At 41.7% G+C, this 22,312-nt stretch carries 21 protein-coding genes and 4 tRNA genes; 22 read left to right on the top strand and 3 right to left on the bottom strand.

Annotation, left to right across the window (positions count from 1 at the left end; genetic code table 11):
• Positions 1-411: 411 nt before the first annotated feature.
• Positions 412-1,461 carry an AAA family ATPase gene (locus tag ACKI4H_RS13875; RefSeq protein ID WP_407306736.1) on the bottom strand — a complete coding sequence of 350 codons (1,050 nt, stop codon included), beginning with the start codon at positions 1,459-1,461 and terminating at the stop codon, positions 412-414.
• A 190-nt stretch (positions 1,462-1,651) separates the two neighbouring features.
• On the opposite strand from ACKI4H_RS13875, the gene uvrC reads away from it, so the two are divergent.
• From uvrC to pgsA, 3 genes are all read left to right on the top strand, one after another.
• Positions 1,652-3,451, top strand: a complete 1,800-nt coding sequence (uvrC, locus tag ACKI4H_RS13870) for an excinuclease ABC subunit UvrC (protein WP_407306734.1) — start codon at positions 1,652-1,654, stop codon at positions 3,449-3,451.
• Positions 3,452-3,560: 109 nt separating this feature from the next.
• Positions 3,561-4,355, top strand: coding sequence for a thioesterase family protein (locus ACKI4H_RS13865; RefSeq protein ID WP_407306732.1), 795 nt, complete (start codon positions 3,561-3,563; stop codon positions 4,353-4,355).
• Between the two features lie 108 nt (positions 4,356-4,463).
• Entirely contained in the window at positions 4,464-5,051 is a 588-nt protein-coding gene (pgsA, locus tag ACKI4H_RS13860; protein ID WP_067869548.1) for a CDP-diacylglycerol--glycerol-3-phosphate 3-phosphatidyltransferase, read from the top strand.
• A gap of 786 nt (positions 5,052-5,837) precedes the next feature.
• On the opposite strand, the gene ACKI4H_RS13855 is transcribed toward pgsA, so the two are convergent.
• Positions 5,838-6,107, bottom strand: a complete 270-nt coding sequence (locus ACKI4H_RS13855; RefSeq protein ID WP_407306729.1) for an oxidative damage protection protein — start codon at positions 6,105-6,107, stop codon at positions 5,838-5,840.
• Positions 6,108-6,118: 11 nt separating this feature from the next.
• Positions 6,119-7,549, bottom strand: coding sequence for an argininosuccinate lyase (argH, locus tag ACKI4H_RS13850; protein WP_407306727.1), 1,431 nt, complete (start codon positions 7,547-7,549; stop codon positions 6,119-6,121).
• On the opposite strand from argH, the gene ACKI4H_RS13845 reads away from it, so the two are divergent.
• The 19 genes from ACKI4H_RS13845 to ACKI4H_RS13755 form a co-directional block, all read left to right on the top strand.
• Positions 7,540-8,694, top strand: a complete 1,155-nt coding sequence (locus tag ACKI4H_RS13845; RefSeq protein WP_407306724.1) for a sensor histidine kinase — start codon at positions 7,540-7,542, stop codon at positions 8,692-8,694. The two genes, argH and ACKI4H_RS13845, sit on opposite strands and share 10 nt — an antisense overlap.
• Positions 8,695-8,749: 55 nt before the next feature.
• Positions 8,750-9,490, top strand: coding sequence for a LytR/AlgR family response regulator transcription factor (locus tag ACKI4H_RS13840; RefSeq protein WP_407306721.1), 741 nt, complete (start codon positions 8,750-8,752; stop codon positions 9,488-9,490).
• A gap of 107 nt (positions 9,491-9,597) precedes the next feature.
• Positions 9,598-10,515, top strand: coding sequence for a hydroxymethylbilane synthase (gene hemC / locus ACKI4H_RS13835; protein WP_407306718.1), 918 nt, complete (start codon positions 9,598-9,600; stop codon positions 10,513-10,515).
• A 1-nt stretch (position 10,516) separates the two neighbouring features.
• A complete protein-coding gene (locus tag ACKI4H_RS13830) occupies positions 10,517-11,296 on the top strand; it encodes a uroporphyrinogen-III synthase (protein WP_407306715.1) in 780 nt (259 codons plus the stop codon).
• On the top strand, positions 11,293-12,135 hold the full coding sequence (locus ACKI4H_RS13825) for a hypothetical protein (RefSeq protein WP_407306712.1): 843 nt from the start codon (positions 11,293-11,295) through the stop codon (positions 12,133-12,135). Before ACKI4H_RS13830 ends, ACKI4H_RS13825 begins: the two co-directional genes overlap by 4 nt.
• Positions 12,136-12,142: 7 nt before the next feature.
• Positions 12,143-13,336 carry a heme biosynthesis protein HemY gene (locus tag ACKI4H_RS13820; RefSeq protein WP_407306709.1) on the top strand — a complete coding sequence of 398 codons (1,194 nt, stop codon included), beginning with the start codon at positions 12,143-12,145 and terminating at the stop codon, positions 13,334-13,336.
• A gap of 10 nt (positions 13,337-13,346) precedes the next feature.
• Positions 13,347-13,775, top strand: a complete 429-nt coding sequence (locus tag ACKI4H_RS13815) for an acyl-CoA thioesterase (protein ID WP_407306707.1) — start codon at positions 13,347-13,349, stop codon at positions 13,773-13,775.
• A 154-nt stretch (positions 13,776-13,929) separates the two neighbouring features.
• Positions 13,930-14,256: an H-NS family nucleoid-associated regulatory protein gene (locus ACKI4H_RS13810; protein ID WP_407306704.1), complete on the top strand. Its 327-nt coding sequence runs from the start codon at positions 13,930-13,932 to the stop codon at positions 14,254-14,256.
• 172 nt (positions 14,257-14,428) lie between these two features.
• The gene (gene gspN, locus ACKI4H_RS13805; protein WP_407306701.1) at positions 14,429-15,172 is read left to right on the top strand and encodes a type II secretion system protein N; all 744 of its coding nucleotides are present in this window, start codon (positions 14,429-14,431) and stop codon (positions 15,170-15,172) included.
• Positions 15,172-16,020 carry a type II secretion system protein N gene (locus tag ACKI4H_RS13800; RefSeq protein ID WP_407306698.1) on the top strand — a complete coding sequence of 283 codons (849 nt, stop codon included), beginning with the start codon at positions 15,172-15,174 and terminating at the stop codon, positions 16,018-16,020. The genes gspN and ACKI4H_RS13800 overlap by 1 nt, the downstream gene beginning before the upstream one ends.
• 43 nt (positions 16,021-16,063) lie before the next feature.
• Complete coding sequence (gspD, locus tag ACKI4H_RS13795; protein WP_407306695.1) at positions 16,064-18,328, top strand: type II secretion system secretin GspD; 2,265 nt, start codon at positions 16,064-16,066, stop codon at positions 18,326-18,328.
• A 69-nt stretch (positions 18,329-18,397) separates the two neighbouring features.
• Positions 18,398-19,135: an FHA domain-containing protein gene (locus ACKI4H_RS13790; protein WP_407306692.1), complete on the top strand. Its 738-nt coding sequence runs from the start codon at positions 18,398-18,400 to the stop codon at positions 19,133-19,135.
• Positions 19,136-19,225: 90 nt separating this feature from the next.
• Positions 19,226-19,894 (top strand): phosphoglycolate phosphatase, encoded by a 669-nt coding sequence (locus tag ACKI4H_RS13785; RefSeq protein WP_407306689.1) that lies wholly within the window; start codon positions 19,226-19,228, stop codon positions 19,892-19,894.
• Positions 19,895-20,012: 118 nt separating this feature from the next.
• The gene (trpE, locus tag ACKI4H_RS13780) at positions 20,013-21,506 is read left to right on the top strand and encodes an anthranilate synthase component I (protein ID WP_407306686.1); all 1,494 of its coding nucleotides are present in this window, start codon (positions 20,013-20,015) and stop codon (positions 21,504-21,506) included.
• Positions 21,507-21,604: 98 nt separating this feature from the next.
• Positions 21,605-21,680: transfer RNA gene (locus tag ACKI4H_RS13775), tRNA-Thr, on the top strand.
• A gap of 56 nt (positions 21,681-21,736) precedes the next feature.
• Positions 21,737-21,820 (top strand) — tRNA-Tyr (locus tag ACKI4H_RS13770).
• Positions 21,821-21,858: 38 nt separating this feature from the next.
• A tRNA-Gly gene (locus tag ACKI4H_RS13765) sits at positions 21,859-21,934 on the top strand.
• An 18-nt stretch (positions 21,935-21,952) separates the two neighbouring features.
• Positions 21,953-22,027, top strand: a tRNA-Thr gene (locus tag ACKI4H_RS13760).
• 146 nt (positions 22,028-22,173) lie between these two features.
• A partial coding sequence (locus ACKI4H_RS13755) for a GTP-binding protein (RefSeq protein ID WP_227545342.1) occupies positions 22,174-22,312 on the top strand: 139 nt, incomplete at its 3' end.

Here is a 22,312-nt window from a genome sequence, read left to right as displayed (position 1 = left end):
ATAACAAGTTGTATCAAGCAGTGACGCAAGGGTCATCAATTTTTTTTCAACAAACCCTTGTGATAGATGGCTTTACTTTTCCAGTGCTTTATAAAAATGTAATGAACTTTTTGTTTAAATTAAGATTTTTTAATCATTTCGTCGCTATTTATATCGGGGGTAAGTTATGGATTTCAAGTTTTTTATTGCTTTGTTTTAGTCAAAAAAGTCAATTGGATTCCTTCTTTCACTCAATCCAGTCCTTATTGTCACAAAATTTTAAGCAAAAGATTGTGCATCGGCAGCGTTCAGGCATATTCATTGAACTAAAACTGAACGCATTTGCAGTTAAATCCACTGCCGAATGTTTGACTGCATAGAGAATCATTTAGATGGTGATTTAGATAATTGTTTAGCTGATTATTTAAAGAATTATTCTGGCTGAATCATTAATTGTCCATCGTGATAATCCACCGTGAGCTGCGCTTTTTCCGGATAATTCAAAAAATAAATCGCCAGAATCGGTTCCAGTTCAGTTCGCATTCTGCGCGCCAAGTGGCGTGCGCCAAAACGGATATCATGACCCTTATAGAAGTGTGCTTTGGCTGCATCCATTAAAATCACAGCACGCTTTTGATGCTGTAATCGTTGATTAAGTTTTTCCAGTTCAATCTCCACCAATTTGGGTAAAGCGTTATCCTGAACTGCTTGATAGTGCAAAGTACGATCAATCCGGTTTAAAAATTCAGGGTCGAATTTCTTAAACATGACTTTTTCAATAATGGTTTTGGTGGGTATTTTTTTAAGGCAAATATCCTGCATTTTTTTTGGTAGAAAATTCAGTTTATCCAGGTATTGTTGCGCAGCTTGAGCACCCACATTACTGGTCATAAAGATCATACAGTTGCGAAAGTCGATAGTTTTAGTACCAGACGTCAAGGTGAGTTTTCCAGTATCCAGTACATTCATTAAACCGCGAATCACTTCTGTAGAGGCTTTTTCTAGCTCATCAAACAATATAATGCCCGGACGGGTATGTGAACCGGCAATGGCGGTTTCATCAAACAGGCTATGACCTTCTTTAGAACCGACATAACCCGGAGGTGCGCCGGTAATTGCTGCGGCATAATGCTCTTGTGCCAAAGTGTTCATATCAATCCGGCAAAAAGCATCAGGACGTGCATAGATGGCTTCAGAAATTAAACGCACGGTTTCGGTTTTACCGACCCCGGTTGGACCAAGCATAAGCGTTACCGAGAGGGGGCGTTCAGGACTGGAAAAATCAGCTTTGACCACATGCAGCATTTTTTCAATTTCTTGTAATGCGACATCCTGCCCAATAATTCGGGTTTGCAGGAGTTGCATGACCTGTTTAGGTTCAAAATGAAAACGAGATTTGCCAATCAGTTTATCTTTTTCAGATGTGCTATGCGTTGCAGTTACGGGCTTAACGATATGCATGGCATGATTGTGGGGCGTCATTCAGTTTGATCCAAATTTTTCAGATGGCTTGAGCATAGCAAAATACGCCAGATTTACTTATAGCTTTTAGCAATCAAATGATTGTTATAACTTTGTATGATTATGGGAAAAATATCGAATTGGCTTGAAAATGGCGTGAAAACCATCACATCATGTAGCAAAGCATACATCATTGTGAATAAGGCTGAATGTGAACGAAAACGCACGTGAAAATATTGAAAAGATTTTAGCCAACATGACGACTTTACCCGGGGTTTACCGGATGTTGGGTAAAGACGGTGAGTTGCTGTATGTCGGCAAGGCCAAAAATCTAAAAAACCGCGTGTCGAGCTACTTCGTTAAAACTATCGAGCATCCGAAAACACAGGCTTTAGTGGCACGTATTTATAACATTGAAACGCTGATTGTCCGTTCCGAAACTGAGGCCTTATTGCTTGAACAAAACCTGATTAAATTGCATCGTCCGCCATACAACATCATGCTGCGTGACGACAAATCTTACGTCTATATCTTCGTTTCCAGTGACAAGCCTTATCCACGCATTGCCAGTGGGCGAGGCAAAGGCAAACATCAGGTCGGCAAGTTTTTTGGACCGTACCCGAGTGCCTATAATGCCCGTGATACCTTGGTGGTGCTGCAAAAGCTGTTTAACGTGCGGCAGTGTGAAAACAGCTATTTCTCCCAGCGTAAACGTCCCTGTTTGCAGTACCAAATCAAGCGCTGTACCGCGCCCTGCGTGGGTTTAATTTCACCTGAAGATTATCAGGAAGATGTGAATAACTCGATCCGCTTTTTACAGGGTGATACCAAAGAGCTGAATCAGGAACTGATTGCCAAAATGGAAGCGGCAGCTGAAGCGCTAGAATTTGAAAAGGCGGTATTTTACCGTGACCGGATGGCACTGCTACGTGATGTGCAATCGCAACAGGCGATTTATAAAGTCAAAGGTGAAGCCGATATTCTGGCGATTGCCTATCATGCAGGTGTGACCTGTGTGCAGATTATGCATGTACGCAATGGCAAAATGCTCGGCGGTAAAAGCTATTTCCCGGATATGCTGGGTAATGATCTGGGGCAAATGCTGTCGGACTTTATGGCAAACTTTTATTTTCAGGTCGCAGATGAAGTTCCTGCCGAGCTGATCATTAATACCGAATTACCCGATCACAAAGAATTGGAACAGGCACTACAGCAGGAATTTGGCAAAAAAGTGCAGATTAAGCACAATGTCCGCGAAACCCGTGCCGAGTGGTTAGAGCTGGCCAATATGAATGTACAGCATGCCATTAAAGGGCAGTTGGCCAATCATTTTGAACTGAATGAACGATTCCATCAGTTAGAAAGTGTGGTTGGTCGCCCGATTGACCGGATTGAATGCTTTGATATCTCGCATACTATGGGTGAAGCAACGATTGCTTCATGTGTGGTATTCGATTCAGGCGGTGCAAGGAAACGTGATTATCGCCAGTTTTCCATTGAAGATATTACTGGCGGTGATGATTATGCGGCCATGCGTCAAGCGCTGACCCGTCGCTATAAAAAAGCCATGTTGCCCGATTTACTGCTGATTGATGGCGGTAAAGGTCAATTGCATATGGCGATGCAAGTCATGCAGGATCTGGGACTGGATGCATTTATGGTCGGGGTATCCAAAGGTGAGGGGCGTAAACCTGGTCTAGAAACGTTACATTTTACCGATGGCACTAAAATTCAGTTGCCTGAAGATCATAAAGCGCTGCATCTGATTCAGCAGGTTCGTGATGAAGCACATCGTTTTGCCATTACTAAACATCGGGCCAAACGTGATAAACGCCGTGGTGGATCAGTACTGGAAGTCATTCCGGGGCTTGGTCCGAAACGCCGCCGTGATTTGCTGACGCATTTTGGCGGGATTCAGGGCGTACTGAAAGCTTCAGAAAACGACTTGAAACTGGTTCCCGGTTTGGGAGATGTCATGGCACGAACCATTTATAAAGTTTTACATGAATAAATGGCAGGGTAGTGACAAAAAAGTTCAATAAATCATGAATAAGTAGTCATTTACAACCATTAAAAATGAGTGAAAGATAGAGCAAATTAAAAATTCCAGAGGACTATGGATGTCACTGCGCCAATTATTCACAGAAATTGAACAAGATGAATGGGTGAATATTCCCCAAGGTTGGCTACAAGGGCGCACCATTTATGGTGGTCTGGTCGCAGGGATGATGATGCAAAAGGCATTGGTGATGATTGCCGATCCCTCAAAACGCTTGTTAAGCACCAGTGTGACTTTTGTCGGCCCGGTACAGGAAAGCCAAGTTAGGCTGACCGCGGAAATTTTACGCCAAGGCAAGTCGGTAACGACTATCGAAGTGCGGCTGTGGCAAGATGAGGCGGTACAAAGTATCTTAATTGCCAGTTTTGGTACTCATCGTGAGTCGACCATTTCAGTCCAGCAACAACGAATTGCACCCAAATTTCCTGCGGTTGAAAATCTAACCATTGTTCCGCCACCGCCATTAGCACCCCAGTGTTTTCAGCAAATGGATCTGGTTTGGACTGATGGTCAATATCCATGTACGGCAAGTGAAAAACCTGATTTTAGTGGCTGGATGCGTTTTAATCCTGAGCGACATGACAACCGGAAAATGACTGTGGCTGATTTGATGGTGGCATTTGATATGTGGCCACCTGGAGTATTGCCGATGTTTAAAACCTTCGCACCGGCCAGTTCACTGACGTGGCATGTGACCTATGTTCATCCTTTACATAGCCATTTGCAGGATTGGTTTAAATATAAAGTATTTACCGATTATGCAGCAGAAGGATATTCCACCGAATATGCGCATCTTTGGGATGCTGAAAATAGACTGATTGCGATTTCCAGACAGACAGTTACTGTGTTTGCCTAGTGACACTTTAGGGCAATTCGTATAAAGTGAGTCTGAATTAACGATGAATCCATCCCAAAATATGTGTGGTTTTTCATTGTGCATAAAGGGGAAAAATTGGCGGTGTCTATGACTACAGGTCGCATCCTGAATATTCCAAATATATTGACTTTGGCGCGTATAGCTTTAATACCTGTTTTTTTGTTGGTGGCTTATTGGCCGCCTACAATTGGTGTTGCGGAACACGACACTAACATGACTCGTCACATTATTTTAACGGCGATTTTTGTGGTTGCTGCGGTAACTGATTGGTTCGATGGTTATTTGGCACGTTCACTGAATCAAACTTCAGCCTTTGGCCGTTTTCTCGATCCCGTGGCTGATAAATTAATGGTCGCAGCAGCGTTGATTGTTTTGGTGCAATGGCAACCGAGTATTTCCATGGCATTTGCAGCGATTGTGATTATTTCACGTGAAATTACCGTATCTGCTTTGCGTGAGTGGATGGCTGAGTTGGGGGCACGTACCAATGTAGCCGTATCAACCGTCGGTAAATATAAAACTGCCTTTCAAATGATTGCGATTTCAGTGTTTTTACTCAACTGGCAACCGCTTGATACTTTAGCTTATCTTTTACTCTATACTGCGGTGATTTTGACCTTATGGTCCATGTTTATTTATTTGAAAGCCGCCTGGCCATATTTAAAGCAGCCCTAAATTAAAATTTAAAAAGTCAAAAAAAAACACCCACTTCAGGGTGTTTTTTTTGACTTGGGTTTTTCGTTTATTTTAAAAATCTATAAACAAAAAAAATCCTAGATTTTGGGGGAAACCTAGGATTGAAATCGAGTATTTCTTATATCTTTTATAAGATGTTTAACCATCTTCTTGAGACTAATTATAAGAGAATCAATTTCATCAATCATGTAGGTTATTGTATTGTAATGTAGAGTTTTATTTAGAAATGTATCTTTAGTTTACAGTTATTTCTAGATGTAAAAATAACATTTCAACAGAATCCCTAACAATAAAAAGAGACTCAGCAGAGACTTGGAGTTAAAAAGTCCAAGTCTGATATTATTTCAAGGGCATGGTGAGGCACGTCAAGTGTTAATCTGCGAGTTTGAAAAAACTGTATTAGAAATTCTTTTTTGAAACTCGTGTAATTTTTAGAATAGCATTTGAGCTTCCAATCGAAAGATAGCCTCATGGTCTTGTAGAATATATTTCTCAGAACAGAGTGACCTTTATGCAAACAGGCTTCTTATTGGCACCTTTTTTAAATTAAGGCTTGCGCGAGTAAAGCCCTTGTCTTGCTTAAAACTTAAAGTAGCCTCTTAGTTTTTACTCAAGCATAGCTTCTCGTCTTCTTGCGGAATATATTCCTCAGGGTAGAACATTATCAAGATCAATAAAAAAGGAGTCTTCTGAGAGACTCCTTAATAACATTAAAAACTATTGCTTCACTTGTACTGAGTAAAATTTAAAGCAGTGCCTTAAATTTTACTCAGGCTTTAGGCCTTCAGCTTTTTCGAGTGACTTATCGTTACTAAAGAACTTTTCACGTTGCTCTTCAAGAAATTTCTTCGCATCGGGTTCAAACACGTTCAAGCGCTTTTCATTAATCAGCGTAGTTTGGTGTTTTAACCATTCCTGCCAAGCCTGTTTAGAAACCGTGTCAAACAATTCTTGACCTTTTGCACCTGGGAAGGGCGCAAAATCTAAACCTTCCATTTCTTTTTGATACTTACGGCAAAATACTTGTCGAGACATATCATTATTCCTTAAGCGTAAAGTTTTTCTAAGCGAGTATAAGCACGTGCAATTGCCGCTTCAACTTGAGCTGGTGCAGTACCGCCAATGTGATTGCGTGCATTTACTGATGCTTCTAAAGTTAATGCTTTTTCAAACACATCTTCAGAAATTAGGTCAGAGAACTGTTGCAATTGCTCAAGTGTCAATTCAGACAAATCTTTTGATTCTTGAACGCCAAGCGCCACCGCTTTACCAACAATTTCATGTGCATCACGGAAAGCGACACCATTTTTAACCAGATAATCTGCAAGGTCAGTTGCGGTTGAGAAACCACGGAGTGCAGCTTCACGCATAATCTCAATATTTGGAACCAATGCAGGAATCATGTCGGCAAAGGCCATCAATGAGCCACGAACAGTATCAATCGCATCAAATAGGGGTTCTTTGTCTTCCTGGTTATCTTTGTTGTAGGCTAACGGTTGACCTTTCATGAGGGTTAAAAGACTCATTAAGTCGCCATAAACACGCCCGGTTTTACCACGAATCAATTCAGGAACATCCGGATTTTTTTTCTGTGGCATAATTGAGGAGCCAGTGCAGAAACGGTCAGGAATGTTCACAAACTTGAACTGCGCAGACGTCCAAAGAATCATCTCTTCAGACATGCGTGATAAATGCATCATGATGAGTGATGCAGCAGCATTGAACTCAATACCGAAATCGCGATCAGAAACTGCATCTAACGAGTTTTCACACACTGCTTCAAAACCTAAAAGCTGGGCTGTGTATTCACGCTCAATTGGGTATGTTGTACCTGCCAGAGCAGCAGAACCTAAAGGTAAACGATTCACACGTTTACGGCAGTCAATTAAACGCTCAGAGTCACGCACCAACATTTCAAACCATGCCATTAAATGGTGGCCGAAAGTCACCGGTTGAGCCGTTTGTAAGTGAGTGAAGCCAGGCATAATGGTCTGGGTATTTTTCGCAGCCAAGCCCAAAATACCTTTTTGTAATTTTTCCAGTAATTTTAAAATCGCATCAATTTCGTCACGCACATATAAACGAATATCGGTTGCGACCTGGTCGTTACGGCTACGACCCGTATGTAATTTTTTACCTGTGATGCCAATACGCTGAGTCAGACGAGACTCAATATTCATGTGAACATCTTCTAGGTCAACACGCCATTCAAAATTACCCGCTTCAATGTCCGCTTGAATAGCGGTTAAGCCAGTGATGATGTCGTCACGTTCTTGTTCGGTGAGTACGCCCACTTTTGCCAGCATGGTTGCATGTGCAATAGAGCCTGCAATATCTTGTTTATAAAAGCGTTGGTCAAATTGTACAGATGCTGTAAATTCAGCAACAAAAGCGTCAGTAGCTTCAGAGAAACGACCGCCCCACATACCCGAAGTTTGGGTTTGTGACGGATTTGAGGAATTAGAAGATGTGGTCATGTCGGCTCAATAAGATAAAAAGCATTAGAACTAAAAAGAGTATAACAAATTCGGGTTCACTTGCCGAAGGACAAGACAACCAAACTTTTGCTGATACACAGGAAAATAAAACATACGCTTATTTTTTTACGAAAATAGGACGTTGGCAACATTTAATCGAATTATTTATTGCCAGCAATATTTTGGCGATGATTTTAGCCTTGGCAGAAGTACAATCATGGACGGCTTTAAGTGTAGAGCGTTTATTGCAGTATATGTTGTTCATTAACTGGGTTTTGCTGGCTTTTGTTGCATTGGTCGAGCTGTTTCAAAAAAAAATTCAGCCTTTAAATTTCGGGCAAGCCTTAGTTGTCGGCTTTATTCTGTTGCAGATTATCGTTTTATTAACCACCATTATTTTGAATGGTTTAATTTATTTTGGGCAAAATTTTCAAATTTACCATTTAAGCAGTGATGTTTTACTCGATGGGGTAATGTTGCATCTGAGCTATGGTGTGCTGATCGGGACATTTTGTTTCCGCTATCTGTATTTGCGAGAGCAATGGGCACGCCAGCAAAACAGTGAATTACATGCACGTATTCAGGCCATGCAAGCACGAATTCATCCGCATTTTCTGTTTAACAGTTTAAATACGGTGATCAGTTTAATTACCATTGATCCAGATAAAGCAGAACAAATGTTACTGAATTTATCACGACTATTCCGTGCAAGTTTTAAAGAACTTAAACTGGTGCGCTTAAAAGATGAAATTGAACTGTGCCAGCGTTATCTGGCCATCGAACAGATCCGTTTGGGTGATCGTTTACGCGTAGAATGGAAATATGACGATGAGGTTCTCTTTTCTCAGGTACAAATTCCGTTATTGACTTTACAACCTTTAGTGGAAAATAGTATTTTTCATGGTGTTGAAAAATTTCTAACAAAGAGTACGATAAGCATATTGATTGAAGTATTGCAAAATCAAGTAAATATAGTTATTACTAACCCTTATACACAGGATAAAATAAATTTACGACAAGGAAATGGTATTGCAGTTGAGAATGTGAAACAGCGTCTAGAAGCTTATTATGGACGGACTGTGATCTTTCAGACATATGCGGGAAAGGGAATGTTTACCACAGTTGTGCAATATCGATATAAATAAAAAAATCATAGTTAACTTATAAAAAAAAATAATGGTAACTGTGAAAGGAGGAAAAATGGACATCCTGATTTGTGATGATGAACCTCTCGCTGTAGAGCGATTATCACGTTTAGTCACCCAACTGGGACATCAAGTGGTTGCAACCGCGACGCATGGTCAGCAGGCAATTGATATGGTTCAGTTTTATGAACCGGATGTGGTACTTTTAGACATTCAAATGCCGGAAATGGATGGTTTGAGCTGTGCCCAGTATTTGCGCCAGCTAGAGCCCATGCCCGCAATTATTTTTTGTACTGCCTATGATGAACATGCTCTGGATGCATTTAAGTCGCATGCGGAAGGCTATCTATTAAAACCGGTGATGCAGCAGGAATTACAACAGGTTTTAGATCATTTAACCAAACTGACTCAAGCACAAATGAGCACTTTAAAACAAAAAGAAGATATGAACGAATTCAATATAAAACGCCATCAAATTGTGGCAAAAACCTACCGTGGGGTAGAACTGGTTCCTGTGGAAAATATTTATTATTTTTTGGCAGATCAAAAATATGTCACGGTACGCCATAAAAATGGCAGTGTACTGATTGATGAAACCTTAAAAGATCTGGAAAATGAATTTGGCGACCAGTTTGTTCGAATTCATCGTAATGCCTTGGTTTCAGTAAATTTTCTAGATGGCCTTGAAGTGATTAGTTCGGGGCAGTACCAGGTGCGTTGTCGTGAATTGGAGGAACGTCTGGCTGTCAGCCGACGTCATTTACCCAATTTAAGAGAACGAATACAAAAAATGTAATTCTCTTTTCATGATTTTGGTGACAACAACTGTGCAAATTCACTTGCATTTTCAAGTCAGCGCGTTAAGTTTAGAATAACGCACCTAATTGACTGTTTCTAAAATTTATGAAAATTTTGAAGATTGCAACTCGACAAAGCCCGCTTGCATTATGGCAGGCTGAACATATTCGTGCCCGTTTAGAGGCATTGCATGCTGATCTTAAAGTTGAGTTGGTGACCTTCGTAACTCAAGGTGACAAAATTTTAGATACTCCTTTGGCAAAAATTGGCGGCAAAGGTTTATTTGTTAAAGAACTAGAAGCAGCATTGCTGGATGGTCGTGCAGACCTGGCTGTTCACTCCATGAAAGACGTCCCTATGGCGCTGCCTGAGGGTTTGAGCTTGGCGGTGATTTGTGAACGTGAAGATCCTCTGGATGCTTTTGTATCCAATACCTATAACAGTTTTGATGAATTACCGCAGGGTGCAAAAGTGGGCACTTCAAGCCTGCGCCGTAAAACCCAGATTTTAAAACAGCGTCCTGATTTAAATATTATTGATTTGCGCGGAAATGTGGGTACGCGTTTATCTAAACTGGATTCTGGTTTGTACGATGCGATTATTTTGGCAAGTGCGGGTTTAAAACGCTTAGGATTGGCTGAACGTATCCGTCATACCCTGCAACCTGAAATCAGTTTGCCTGCAGTTGGGCAGGGTGCACTTGGCTTAGAATGTCGTGCCACAGACCAGGTGGTACTAGATCTTATTTCACCGCTTTTACATGTTGAAACTAATGTCTGTGTTCGTGCAGAACGTGCTTTCAATGCCTATTTGGAAGGGGGTTGCCAAGTGCCGATTGCAGGGTATGCCACCTTAAATCACGGACAACTTCATATTGAGGGCCGTGTGGGGAGTGTAGATGGCGTAACGCTATTGAAAGTTAAACTTAGTGGAGCTCCAGAACAGGCTGAGCAGTTAGGCGTGAATCTCGCACAAAAATTGCTGGAACAAGGTGCAGGCGATTTACTTAAAGCACTTTATTAACATGCTGTTTATTAATACCCGTCCTCGGGATCGTGCAGAAAAACTGAGTCATACCTTGCGTATGGCTCAAGTGCCTGTTTTGGATTTACCATTACTTGAATTGGTGGCTCGACCTTGGTCCCAGGCATTGTCTGAGTTGTATCAGCAATTACTTTCCGCACAGGTGATTGTGGTGGTCAGTCCAACTGCTGTAAAGGTGGGGATGGATTATTTAAAACAGGCAGAAATTTCTCTTAATCAACTTCAGCATATCCAGTGGATTGCGGTAGGTGAAACAACAGCGCAAGCCTTAGTGTGCTATGGAATTGCTGCTGAGATTCCTTTAGTAGAAACATCGGAAGGGATGTTGCAACTTCCAATGCTTAAAAGCATGAATGCTGGATCCTGCATCGCTTTTTGGCGTGGTGAGGGTGGACGTCCATTTATGATGGACCAGTTGAAACAACAAGGTATGCATATTCTAAATTTTATTTTATATGAACGCCGTTGCCCTTTACTTACTCAGCAGAATCTTTCAAATATATTGCCCTTATTAGAACAAGAAAAAAAGTATGCTATGGTGGTGAGCAGTGAAGCAAGTTGGCTAAACTGGATTAATCTGATGCAAGGTCAAGATGCGATTATTGCAAAAGGGCATTACTTTGTTTTGGGTGAGCGCTTGTGTCAAGTTGTTTCAGATTATAAAAAAAATCAATTAGCATGTTTTAATATCACGCGATTAACTGATTTAAAGATAGATTCAATTTTGCAGCAGATTGTTGTTGTGCAAGGGAACACATGAAGAAAATTCTCATCTTATTGCTTATTTCAAGTTTGCTCTGGATTATAAAATTAAGTTATGACGTATTTAATATCTCTGCACAACAAACAGAATTAAGCAGCAGTCTGCATCGTATTGAACAGAGCAATGCAAATTTAAATGACCAGCTTGTGGCTTTACAGCGTCATGTAAATGAACAAGGTGGGACAGTAGCGCAAGGTACTCAAGCGGAGCATGATTTAAAAACCCTCGAAGCCTCAAGTATTGATCCAATTGTAGTCATTAGACAGCAGCTGGATTTGATTGAATTTATGCTGAAGCAGCAGAAATTGAATGAAGCCTTAGATAAATTAATGTATTTAGATCGAAACCTAGAACAATATGCTTTAGCACCTTCTCTGAAACAGAGTTTGCATCAGGTAATTGAGAAGGATCAGCAAGTGATTCAGCATTTTGCAAGTGCCAGAGCTGAACAGCAGACAAAAGTAGATGGTTTGATACACCAGCTAGATCAAGCCTTAACCCAAGAAATAAATACGCCACAATTAAGTCCAAGCCAACCCCAAAGTAAATATTTTTGGCAGCGTTGGCTGGCTATTGAACCAGCAAAACAACCTGCTGTGGCTTTAATGCAACGTCCATTGATTTTAAAAGAGGCACAGCTCCGATTATTATTGGCACATCAGGCGCTACAGCAAGGTCAATATTTAGAATATCAAGAATCACTGACTGAAATTATCCAATTGTTAAGTCGATTACCGGATGAGAAGTCACGTCAACTGATTCAGAATATCCAAAAAATAAAAGGATTTACTGTTGTTCCAACGCCAAGTTTAAATACACGCGCATTATTGGGGTGAGGTATCAATGAAACAGGTTTTACTTGCCTATGCTTTTATTAGCTTGATTATAATTGCCGGACTGAGCGTTTTAAGTTACGGGTATGGGGCGGGTTATGTTTATTTATATTGGCGAGAATGGCAAATTCAAACCAATATCTGGGTTATTTTTATTTTTATGGCCTGTCTGAGCTTAATTATTCAATTACTATGGTTGCTAATTAAACGCTATTTAAAAAGAGAACAAAGAAAGCTAGAAAATGTTTTTAATTTTAAGAATTTGCATCCTTATGAACAATTGGCTGTAGTTTGGTTATTAGACGCAGCTCAAGACCAGCATGAATTTATTCAAGGGGTGTTTTCCCAATCGGGCTTATTAAAAGGTATTATTGGTTCACGATTATATTGGATGCAGCAGCAATATCCACAAGCGCTTGCGATATTAAATCAAAGCAATGCCATGGCATTTGAATTGGCTGAAATACAGCGGATTGAAATCTATCTGGCTCAAAATGATGGAGAACAAGCCTTAACCCATCTTGAGTTTTTAAATCAGCATGAACTTTCACCGTGGTTAAACGATGTAAAAAATGCTTATGATTTGCGTTTAACCGCGCTATGGGGGAAGTTTGCCCTGCAATTTCCATGGATGTATCTGCGTTCGACTAAATATGGTCATTTGGGAACCGACACCAAACAGGAATGGTTGCAACAGTTATTGCTTAACTTTGATCAGGCAAATGTTGAGGATTTACAAAATTTACAACAGCGTTATTTAGACTTGAAAGATCAAATTTATAACCGCGATTATGAGATAAAAATTTTGTGGCTTAAGGTATTATCTCGGATGCCTGAAATGAGCCAGCCACATGAAGACTTGGCATTGCATTTGTTGGATGAGCGATTTAATCAAGACGTTTTTTATTTATGGTTCCAGCAGCAATTGTTGAAGCAAAATCCGGATTATTCAGGAGTTGAGCAACGAATTAATTATTGGGAAAATAAATACCCTTCTTTGCCGGTGTTTAGCTTTGCAAAATGGCATATATACGAGGCAACTGCACGTTATGCTGAAGCTGAGCAGCTGCTTGAATTATATCCAGATAATGTGATGATGAATTATTTAAGAATTAAGTCAACCTTGAAAGGACAAGATGATTTAATTAAACAGTTAAATTTAATATTTGAAAATAATGCGAATTTTGTTGAAATAAAAATATGAGGCTAAATAAATGTTAACCCTGTCAGATTATCCGGTTATTCATGAGCAGCCAGTCGCTTGGGGAGATATGGATGCCTTTGGGCATGTCAATAACGTGATGTATTATCGTTATATCGAAAGTGCTCGCATTCGTTATATGGATGAGCTGAATATTTTTCAACAAGATGTTTATACAGTGGTTGGATCAAATCAGTGTAAATATATTCGTCCAGTATTTTATCCCGACCAGCTTAAAATTGGGGTGCGGGTTGAGGAACTCCGTAACAGTGCATTTCGTATGAGTTATTTATTATACAGTGAGGTGCAAAAGACTGCGGTTGCATTGGGTGAAGCAGTCATTGTCTGTGTAAATAAAGACTCGATGCTTAAAACTGAAATTCCTGAAATTATTCGTCATAAAATCACTGAAATTGAATTAAGCGTGAAGCATTTGATTTAAAAAATATTTAAAGCAGCTGCTTTATAAATTTAAAAAATGTTCAATCTGTTTTAAAGATTGTGGTTATTTAAAGAATTAGATTGAATATTTCGTATAATAAAAATATTATGATCGAGTTTGAATAAATAAAATTAAAATCTGTTTAGGAGTTATTATGATGCCGGATATTAGTAATTTATCTGTTGAAGAGTTAAAACGTTTACAAGTTGAAGCGGAAGCATTAATTGCTTCTAAAAAAGATCAAGCAGTTGAAGATGCTTATCAGCAAATTTTGGATATTGCAGATAATGTAGGGTTATCGATTGAAGAAATTTTAGAATTTGGCGCAACTAAACGTAAAAAAAGCACACGTAAATCTGTAGAGCCACGTTACCGTAGTAAACAGAATCCATCTGACACCTGGACGGGTCGCGGTAAAAAACCACGTTGGTTAGTTGCTGAACTTGACGGCGGTGCGAAACTGGAAGACTTTCTCATCTAATTCTAGAATTCATGAGATTGTCATCCAGTTGGATTAGAGTAAAAAAACCAAGCATATATGCTTGGTTTTTTTATATCTTTGAATTGGCGTTGTGGAAAAAGTGTGCATAATGTGTATAGAAAGATAATATCGTGGCTCAGGAAAGAAGAATAGATATGTTGGTCGTGGTGGGATGATAAAGAAACCTAAATACATCACGTGGTGGATCTTTGCCATCATCATTTTTTTTATTTTTGTCTTACTCCAAATTCCAGCGGCTTGGCTCATTTCAAAATTTTATAAAAATAACCAGGTCTTGCAAAATGTAAGCGGCAATATCTGGCAGGGACAAGCAGATTGGCATAAAGGAAATCTAAGAGGGTCGTTAAGTTGGAAAACACGACCTTTGGATCTATTTTTGCTGCGTTTAGGGGCGTATGTCGAAGTTCATAGTGGCAATACCCAACTTGATGGGGTAGTGGGGTATGGTTTTGGCAAAAAAGTCATGATTCATGAGTTGAATGGACAGATTGCGCCTGAAACCCTAAAAAATATAGTGGACTGGCAATGGCCTGCAAATGCCATTCAACTACAGGATATCGATTTTAACTATAAAAAAGAGCAGGGATTTTCCCAGGCAGATGGTCAATTACAGTGGGCGGGTGGCGAGTTGATTTATACCTATGCCCAGCGACAGGATCAGATGAATATGCCGTCATTGAAAGGAAAACTGTCAGATGAAAATAACAAGCTGATGTTTGATATTCGTGACCAGCGTGATCAAAAACTGATTGCCTTGGATCTGGATCAAAACTTGATGCTTGATGTGCAGCTCACCCAGCGTTTATTGATGAATATTCCTTCCTACGATGGCAAAGCTGGTCTAGATACCTATGCCATTAGTTCACGACAACCTTTATTTAAAGGTGGTTTCTAATGAATGAATGGATTGAAAAAATTCAGCAGTTAAATTGGAAACAAGCGGATCGCGGTGCACCGATATTACTTGCACTGTTAATTTTATATTTATGCTGGAGATTGGCGAGTATTTTCTGGTTATTGCTCGCGCCACCTCAAGTCATGCAAGTTGAGCGTGTGGAATTGGGCTCACAACAGCCGCAAGTTCCAAGCATTTCTTCGTTTGCATTGTTTCAAGAGACGGGAAAGACGGCGGCTGCGGAAGAGAACATCAATTTAATGTTACAAGGTGTCGTGGTCGGCTACCCCAGTCAATTTTCTTCTGCGGTGATTAAAGTCAATGAGGTAGCAGATCGCTATCGGGTTGGAGAAAGTATTGATACCACTTCTTACCAGTTGGTAGAAGTGTACTGGGATCGCGTGGTATTGCGTCAAAATAACGGTACCATCCGTGAGTTACAGTTTAAAGGAATTGAAAATGGATTGGATCAATCTATTATTCCACCTGTAGTCAATGCGGCAAACTCAAATAATCAGTCAAGCCAAACGACTCAAGCTGCGCCGAGTCAGGAAAATAACGCTTTAGGGCAAGCCGTACAAAAAATACAGCAAGACCGGGAACAATATTTAAAAGATATGGGGGTGAATGCGGCCGGTGGGGGATATGAAGTGACCGCAAGAACACCGGCAGCATTACGTAGTAAGCTGGGTTTGCAACCGGGTGACCGGATTGTGTCTTTAAATGGACAGGCTGTGGGGCAGGGACAAAGCGATGCTCAGTTGCTGGAACAGGCGAGACGCGAAGGTCAGGTTAAGCTGGAAATAAAACGTGGTGATCAAGTGATGACCATACAACAAAATTTTTAAGTGATGCATCGTCACATTATAGGATTAGGAAGCACGGAATTTTATGGCTTTATTTAATCATCATCGTTCAGTTTGGACCTTATTTGCAGCTGCGCCACTTATTGCTATGGTGAGCACTGCAAGCCATGCACAGACATGGAAAATCAATTTACGTGACGCCGATTTAACGGCATTCATTAATGAAGTTGCAGACATTACTGGGAAGAATTTTGCTGTAGATCCGCGTGTGCGTGGCAATGTGACGGTAATTTCGAATAAACCTTTAAATAAAGCTGAAGTTTACGAGTTATTTCTGGGTGTATTAAATGTCAATGGCGTGGTGGCGATTCCTTCAGGCAATACCATCAAACTGGTACCGGATAGCAATGTTAAAAGTTCGGGTATTCCTTACGATAGCAAGCAACGTGCCAAGGGTGATCAAGTTGTGACGCGGGTCATTTGGCTGGAAAATACCAATCCGAATGACTTGATTCCTGCGATTCGTCCTTTAATGCCGCAGTTCGCGCATTTATCTGCAGTCGCGGGAACCAATGCCCTGATTGTTTCAGATCGTGCCAGTAATATTTATCAGATTGAAACCATTATCCGTAACCTAGATGGTACCGGACAAAACGATATTGAGGCTGTGACCCTGCAATCGAGTCAGTCGGAAGAGATGATTGGTTTGCTGGAGTCGATGAGTTCAACGGGAGCGTCCAGAGATTTAAAAGGCTCACGTATCCGCATCATTGCCGATACCCGAACCAATCGGATTGTGCTCAAAGGCGATACGGTGACGCGCAAGCGTATTCGTCAAATGATTGAAATGCTGGATGTGCCTGCAGCAGACCGCTTGGGTGGCTTGAAAGTCTTCCGTCTAAAATATGCCAGTGCGAAAAATCTGGCGGAAATCTTGCAGGGACTGGTCACCGGACAAGCCGTAAGTGGTAATTCAAACTCTGGCAGTATTTCTTCGAGCTCAGCTTTACTCGGCTCCAGTAATGATTTAAATAATAGCAGTGGCAGTAATAGTGCCGGAAATAATACATCTTCAGGTATTCAGCTGAATACCGGTATGAATAATGAGCAGGGCGGGATTACCAGCTTTAATGCCAACGGAGTGAGTATTATTGCTGACGCCACCCAAAACTCTCTGGTGGTTAAAGCAGATCCACAACTGATGCGGGAAATTGAATCAGCGATTAATCAGCTGGATATCCGTCGTCAACAGGTATTGATTGAAGCGGCCATTATTGAAATTGAAGGCACAGATGCTGATCAGCTGGGCGTACAATGGGCTATGGGAGATATCAGCAGTGGTGTAGGTCTGATTAATTTTGATAATTTTGGCACCAGCCTGAAAAATATTGCGGCCGGTTATCTGGCGGGCGGCGGTGCTGGTGCGGTAAGTTCAATCGGGGCAGGCAGCTCTCTGGTACTCGGTGACTATCGTGAAGGCAGTGATGGTTCGCGCCGTCTGTATGGAGCGATTATTCAGGCCTTAAAGGAAAGTACCAAGTCTAATCTGCTGTCTACTCCATCAATTGTGACCATGGATAATGAGGAAGCCTATATTGTGGTGGGTGAAAACGTACCTTTTGTCACTGGTTCGGTATCCACTGGTGTTGGCGGTGTTGTTAATCCTTATACCACCATTGAGCGTAAAGATGTCGGTATCACTTTAAAGGTCGTTCCGCATATTGGTGAAGACGGTACGGTACGTCTGGAAGTCGAACAGGAAGTATCTGATGTCAAGGCCAGTAAAGGACAGGCACAGGATCTGGTTACCAGCAAACGGGCGATTAAAACCTCGATTCTGGCTGAACATGGGCAAACCATTGTTCTGGGCGGTCTGATTTCAGACAATACCCGTTATGGTCGTCAGGCCGTGCCTGGTCTGGGCGCAATTCCAGGCCTGGGGCGTTTATTCCGTTCCGAAGGTAAATCCAATCAGAAGCGTAACCTGTTAATCTTTATCCACCCAACTATTGTAGGGGATAATAAGGATGTGCGCCGTTTATCTCAGCAGCGCTACAGTCAGTTGTATAGCTTGCAGCTCGCCATGGATCAGGATGGCACTTTCTCGAAGTTACCCGAAACGATGGATGATATTTATCAGCAACGTATTCCGGTCAAGCCTTCAGCGCCAAAAGCACCGGGTTATCAAACAGTTCCTTCCGGTGCACAGAAACAGTCCAATGTTGCTGTCATTACCACGCCTGTGGCGATTGAGCCAGTGGTACAAAGACAGGTTATCCCGGTTCCTCAAGCTGGAGTGGAAAGAACTAAAAATACCGTAACCACCACCACGATTCGATCAGGTTCTTAACAGAGTAGGTAAAAAATTGCAGATTTGCCGTGATATGATGAGAAAAAATCGCAAAGAGAAGTGCATTTCATGACTTGGAAAATACAAGCAATTACCGGTGAATTGACGGGACAAGAAATTAGCATCGACCGTGATATGGTGGTCGGTCGTCATCAGAGCGCAGATATTATATTGCAAGCCGGGGAAATCTCCCGCAAGCATGCGGCTTTCTTGCTAAAAGACCAGGCCTTGTGGGTGCAGGATTTAAACTCATCGAACGGCACATTCGTCAATGATGTACAGATTGAGCATGATACCTTATTGAAACAGGGTGATATCGTCCAGTTTGCCAGTCTGAAGTTTTCCGTACTGGAACCAGCTCAAGAAGTAGAATTACCGACCGAAATTGAAAAAACAGTTGCAGCATTAAATCAGGATGAGACGGTAGCAGAAGCAGCACTTGTTAGTGAACAGTCTTCGGAAGCAGTTGCTGTTTCTGAAACGGCAGCAGCACAAGCTGAAGAGGCATCTAAAACAGTTGCTCAACAAATGAATGATCAGGGCATGCCCGAGCTTAAAGAGCGTGATAGCAGTGTCAATGTGACACGTGATGGCATGCCAACCAATGTGGGTATACCGAAACCAGCACCGATTCCTGAAAATGTGGACTTGAATGCCATTCCAGAGAAGCAGGATCCAGCCGTGGTTGAAACACCTGCATCGCGTGTAGAGCATGTCAAAGAAGAGCAAAAAAATGCATCGGTTGGCTTAATGGCTATGATTGTATTGATTATTCTTGCAATCATCGCATGGTTATTCTTTAAATAAGTGTATGCTCGACATACAATTAAGGCATGCAATCGCATGCCTTAATTATTTAGGTTGTTGTTGGGTGAAATAAATTTTGAGAGGAACAAGATGTCTGTAGCAAAATTGGCAAGTCGTAAACTGATTTTATTTGACTTGGATGGCACATTGGTGGATTCCGCATCTGATTTATATCGCGCCATGAACATGAGTTTAAGTGTTTTACAATTGCCCCCAGTAACCGAAGAGCAGGTTCGGACGTGGGTGGGCAAGGGGACCTCACTTTTTTGTTATAGCACTTTGCAGTATTTAACTGGACAGGTTGATCCGGCTCAACATCAGCACTTATTAGAAACCTTTTTAGAAATTTATAATGCCGAGCCCTGTGTAGATACCCAGCCTTTTACTGGGGTGGTGGATTTCTTGGAATGGGGTTTAAGTCATAATAAACAAATGATCTGTGTGACCAACAAGCCAGAACAACCGGCGCGCATGATTGTGGAAACTTTGGACCTCAGCAAATATTTTATCGATGTCATTGGCGGTGACCGCTTTGAAGAACGCAAACCGCATCCACGTCAGTTACTGTTCTGTGTTGACGAATATGAGGTCACTGCGGCAGAAACTTTAATGATTGGTGACTCGAGCAATGATGTGGAGGCCGCACGACGTGCAGGCGTAGATTGTATTGTGGTTAGCTATGGCTATAATCATGGTGAAGATATTCGGGATTGCCAGCCACAGCAAGTGGTTGATGATTTAACAGAATTACTCGCCTAAGAATTTAAAAGTAAGGATATTGGAATGAGAAATTGTATGGTTTTTCGATGGCGACACTAAGTCACATAACACCAAAACGAACTTAAACCCGCCCATATCGAAAACATAGAGCATACTCATGACCACTCAAATTCAATTCGACAGCTTAAAATCTGACGGTTACAACCTGATTCCAGTTTACCGCCAGCGTCTGGCCGATACCGAAACGCCACTTTCAGTATTTGCGCGTCTTAAGGATCACAGCCAGGCTTATTTATTTGAATCGGTTGAAGGTGGCGAAAACTGGGCACGTTATTCCATTATTGGCTTGGGTGAATCCACGGTTTTTTCATGCAATGAAAGTGTCTTAACCATTCAGCAAGCCGATGGTTCAATTGAAACCCAAGCCTGTAGCGATCCATTTCAGTATATTCGTGATTTTCAATCCCGGTTTCATGTACCCACGCAAAAGGACTTGCCAGCCTTGCCTAGCTTTACCGGTGGCTTGGTGGGTTATTTTGGTTATGATGCAGTGCGTTATATCGAGCCGCGTTTAACCAATGTGCCAGCAGCCGATCCCGTCGGATTGCCTGATATCTGGATGATGCTGTCTAAAACAGTAATCGTGTTTGACAACCTAAAAGATACTTTGTTCTTAATCGTGCATGCAGATGTCAATGATCCTGATGCCTATGCCAAGGCGCAAAAACAATTAGATGACTTGGAAGCAGTACTGGCTCAACCGATTAGTCTGCAAGCGAAAAAACATACCGCACCGCATTTTGAATCGCTCACAGGCAAAGAGAAATATCTTGAGTCGATTGAAACCGTCAAAGAGTACATTCGTGCAGGTGATGTGATGCAAGTGGTGCCGGGACACCGTATGGTGTCCGATTTCGATGGCGAGCCATTACAGGTTTATCGTGCGCTGCGTCATCTCAATCCATCACCGTACTTATTCTTGGTTCAAGGCCAAACTTTAGAGAATAAAAAACCCTTTCATATTGTCGGCTCTTCTCCTGAAATTCTGTCACGTCTGGAAAATGGCATAGCAACCGTTCGTCCACTGGCAGGGACACGTCCGCGTGGCAAGACCAAAGAAGAAGATTTGGCCTTAGAGAAAGATCTGTTGTCTGATGAAAAAGAGATTGCGGAACATTTGATGCTGATTGACTTGGGCCGTAACGATGTCGGACGGGTGTCAAAAATTGGCAAAGTGCAAGTCACGGATCAAATGGTGATCGAACGTTATTCGCACGTGATGCACATTGTCTCGAATGTACAGGGCGAAGTTCGCGATGATGTTGATGCACTGGATGTGTTTAAAGCCACTTTCCCGGCAGGCACACTGTCTGGTGCACCAAAAATCCGTGCTATGGAAATTATTGATCAAATCGAACCGGTAAAACGCGGTGTGTTTGGTGGTGCGGTGGGTTATTTGGGCTGGCATGGCGAAATGGACATGTCGATTGCCATCCGAACCTGTGTGATTCGTGAAAATAAGGTCTATGTACAGGCGGGGGCAGGGCTAGTGGTAGACTCAAATCCTGAATCTGAATGGAATGAAACCCAGATAAAAGCTCGTGCAGTGATTAAAGCGGTTGAATTATCATCAAATGGATTGATTTTATGAGTTTTTGAGGGTTTTTTTTAAAAAAACACTTGCAAGGTTTCTGGGTTTTGCTAAACTGCACACCGTTCCGATACGAAACGTACGAAACACCAGGAAACGCCGGCATAGCTCAGTTGGTAGAGCAACTGACTTGTAATCAGTAGGTCCACAGTTCGAATCCGTGTGCCGGCACCATCTTGGAAGTTTTAAGAAGTGAAGTGGAAAGAACGACACTGATGTAAGTGTAAAATGGTGAGGTTCCCGAGCGGTCAAAGGGGGCGGACTGTAACTCCGCTACGAAAGTTTCGAAGGTTCGAATCCTTCCCTCACCACCAATTTTAAGACTTCAACAAGTGGATTGTACCAACATCGTGCGGGAGTAGCTCAGTTGGTAGAGCGGCAGCCTTCCAAGCTGCATGTCGCGAGTTCGACCCTCGTCTCCCGCTCCATATTGAAGTACTTATTATGCTCTTATAGCTCAGTGGTAGAGCACTCCCTTGGTAAGGGAGAGGTCTCCAGTTCAAATCTGGATAAGAGCTCCAGATATACAGTTTAGTGACTTGTTCACAATGTTTTAAAAAAGCAGGCTTATTAGTCTGCTTTTCAAGTATTGGGTGTTTGTTTTTTAGGCGAGCTGTCGAAGCTGAGTTGTTTAAGACCGTGTTCGACGTAAACGAGGAAGATCATCATGGCTAAGGCTAAGTTTGAACGTAATAAGCCACACGTAAACGTGGGTACAATTGGTCACGTCGACCATGGTAAAACAACTTTAACTGCTGCAATTGCAACGATCTGTGCAAAAACTTACGGCGGTGAAGCGAAAGATT

Source organism: Acinetobacter sp. (assembly GCF_045628685.1).
Taxonomy (GTDB): domain Bacteria; phylum Pseudomonadota; class Gammaproteobacteria; order Pseudomonadales; family Moraxellaceae; genus Acinetobacter.
Note: the sequence above shows the minus strand (reverse complement) of the source record. Positions and strands in the feature narration are given on the sequence as shown.